General features: G+C 74.8%; 2 protein-coding genes. One reads left to right on the top strand and one right to left on the bottom strand.

The window, feature by feature from the left end; all coding sequences use genetic code 11:
* Positions 1-143: 143 nt before the first annotated feature.
* A complete protein-coding gene (locus tag ACFXA3_RS40395) occupies positions 144-1,637 on the bottom strand; it encodes an SDR family NAD(P)-dependent oxidoreductase (protein WP_385196099.1) in 1,494 nt (497 codons plus the stop codon).
* A gap of 246 nt (positions 1,638-1,883) precedes the next feature.
* On the opposite strand from ACFXA3_RS40395, the gene ACFXA3_RS40390 reads away from it, so the two are divergent.
* On the top strand, positions 1,884-2,745 hold an 862-nt coding region (locus tag ACFXA3_RS40390; RefSeq protein ID WP_385196096.1), incomplete at its 3' end, for a DMT family transporter.

The following is a 2,745-nucleotide window of genomic DNA, read 5'->3' as shown; positions in this document are numbered from 1 at the left end:
GGGGTGGGGGGGGGGGGTGGGGGTGGGGGGGGGGGGGGGGGTGCCCCCGCCCCCCCTTACCCGGGGGGGCCCCCGCCCCCCGGGGGGGGGGGGGGGCCCCGGGGGCCGGGGCGCGGACCGGGTCGTGGGCCCGGGCCGGCGGCCTACCAGTTGGCGGGCGCGTAGTCCTTGAGGAAGACGCCGTACAGGTCCTCGCCGGCCTCGCCGCGCACGATCGGGTCGTAGACCCGGGCCGCGCCGTCGACCAGGTCGAGCGGGGCGTGGAAGCCCTCCTCGGCCAGGCGCAGCTTGTCGAAGTGCGGGCGCTCGTCGGTGATCCAGCCGGTGTCGACCGAGGTCATCAGGATCCGGTCGGTCTGGAACATCTCCTGGCCGCTGGTCCGCGTCACCATGTTCATGGCGGCCTTGGCGGCATTGGTGTTGGGGTGCCCCGCACCCTTGTAGCCGCGGCTGAACACGCCCTCCATCGCCGAGACGTTGACGATGTGGGCACGCCCGCTGCCCGCACGCCGGGCGGCCTCGGCCATGGCCGGCCGCAGGGCGCTGATCAGGATGAACGGCGACGTGTAGTTGCACAGCTGGGTTTCGAGCAGCTCGACCGGGGAGATCTGGTCGATGGTCTGCACCCAGGTGTTGGTGTCGACGACGTCCGGCAGCAGGCCGCCGGCGTCGATGGCGGTGCCGTCGAGGTGCCGGGCGATGCTCGCGTTGCCCGCGACCAGGGCGAGGTCGGCGACCTTCTGCGCTTCGAGGCCGCTCACCCCGACGGGCAGCGCCGCCAGGCCGTCGACCGCGCCGGAGTTGAAGGCGCCGATGACGTGGTGGGCGGGGAGCTCACCGGCGGGCAGCGGGGCGCCCTCCCCCTCGACCAGCGCCGCGTAGGCGGAGGGCAGGCGGCGCACGGTCTGCGTCGCGTTGTTGATCAGGATGTCCAGCGGCCCGGCGGCGGCCACCTGGTCGGCGAGCGCGACGGCCTGGGCCGGGTCGCGCAGGTCGATGCCGACGACCTCCAGGCGGTGCATCCAGTCCGCGGAGTCGTCCATCGCCTTGAAGCGGCGGATGGCGTCCTTGGGGAAGCGCGTGGTGATCGTGGTGTGGGCGCCGTCGCGCAGCAGCCGCAGCGCGATGTACATGCCGATCTTGGCCCGGCCGCCCGTGAGCAGCGCTCGCTTGCCGGAGAGGTCGGCGCGGGCCTCGCGCCTGGTGCGGTTCTCGGTGGCGCAGTCCGGGCAGAGCTGGTGGTAGAAGTAGTCGACCTCGACGTACCGCGTCTTGCAGACGTAGCAGGAGCGCGGGCGCTGGAGTATCCCGGCGATCCGGCCGGCCTCCGTGACCGAGGTGGGCAGGATGCCCTCGGTCTCGTCGTCGATGCGCTCGGCGGAGCCGGTCGCGGTCGCCTCGGTGACGGCCTTGTCGTTGGCGGTCTTGGCGGCGCGGCGCTCTTGGCGGCGGCGCTGCTTGACCGTGCGGTAGAGACCTGCGGTGGCGCGGCGTACGGTGATGGCGTCGGGGTGGTCGACGTCGATCTTGTCCAGCTCGTCGAGCACGCTGAGGCAGAGCGCCAGCCGCTCGGGGTCGATGCCCGGCCCGTAGGCGTGGTCGTCCCCGCTCACGTGGTTGTCTTCGGTCACCGTCATGGCCGCTGCCGTTCCTTGATCACTCGTCCGCGTCCGCCTGCTGCGGAAGTCCTCAAAACCGCCACTGTACGGATCCGACGCGCCCGGGACCAAACCCGCCCCCGCACGCCTCACGCACGGCGACGCGGCCGTCACCGTGGGCAGCCTCGAGCGGGCCTGTACTCCTTGCGGAGTATGCCTGGGGTATCACCGATGACCACCTCCAGGGGGAGGAATAGGCAGCTCAGGTCGGGCATTGTGGAATTCATGAGTGCCCTCGCGCTGTCGGTCCTGCTCTGCCTGGTGTCCGCCCTCGCGTACGCGGGCGGCGCGATCGTCCAGGAACAGGTCGCGGCGAGCACCCCCGACCGCCCGTACGCGCCGCTGCGCCGGGCCGGCTGGTGGTGCGCGGTCGGGCTGAACGGCATGGGCGCGCTGCTGCACGTGGTGGCCCTCGCGTACGGGCCGCTGAGCCTGGTGCAGCCGCTGGGCGCGCTGACCATCGTCTTCGCGCTGCCGATGGCGGCCGTCTTCGTGCACCGCCGGGCGGGTGCGGCGGCCTGGCGCGGCGCGGTGCTGGCCACGGTGGGGCTGGCCGGGCTGCTGGCCCTGACGGGCGGGGCCGGGGACGCGGACCGGCCGCTGGCCGGCGGGGAGCGGAGCCTGCTGCTGGTCGTCACCGCGGCCGGGGTGGCCGGGCTGTTCACGGCGGCCCACCGGATGCACCGGCCGGTGCTGCGCAGCGTGCTGCTGGCGGCCGCGGCCGGGACCGCCTTCGGCATGGCCTCCGTGTTCACCAAATCGGTGGCCGAGGGGGTCCCGCCGGGCGCGCTCGGCGCGCTGTGGCCCGATCTGGCGGCGATCGCCGTCCTGGCGTCCGGCGGGCTGCTGCTCTCGCAGGCGGCCTACCGGGGTGCGGGGCTGACCGCGCCGCTCGCCACCGTCACGGTGGTCAACCCGGTGGTCGCGGCGGCCGTCGGCATCTCGGTGTTCGACGAGGGCTTCCGGTACGGGGCGGCGGGCACGGCGGCGGGGGGGGGCGGCGGCGGGGGGGCGGGGGGGGGGCGGATGCGGGTGGGGGGGGTGGCGCCGCGCCGACGCGGGGGGCCTGCCCAGGCCCCCCGCCCGG

This window comes from Streptomyces sp. NPDC059456 (assembly GCF_042750055.1).
In the GTDB taxonomy this organism is placed as follows: domain Bacteria; phylum Actinomycetota; class Actinomycetes; order Streptomycetales; family Streptomycetaceae; genus Streptomyces.
This window is presented reverse-complemented; position numbering and strand designations above follow the sequence as displayed.

Coding starts and splice junctions, on each gene's coding strand:
- ACFXA3_RS40395 (WP_385196099.1), bottom strand. CDS start 1,637: ATGACGGTGACCGAAGACAACCACGTGAGCGGGGACGACCACGCCTAC.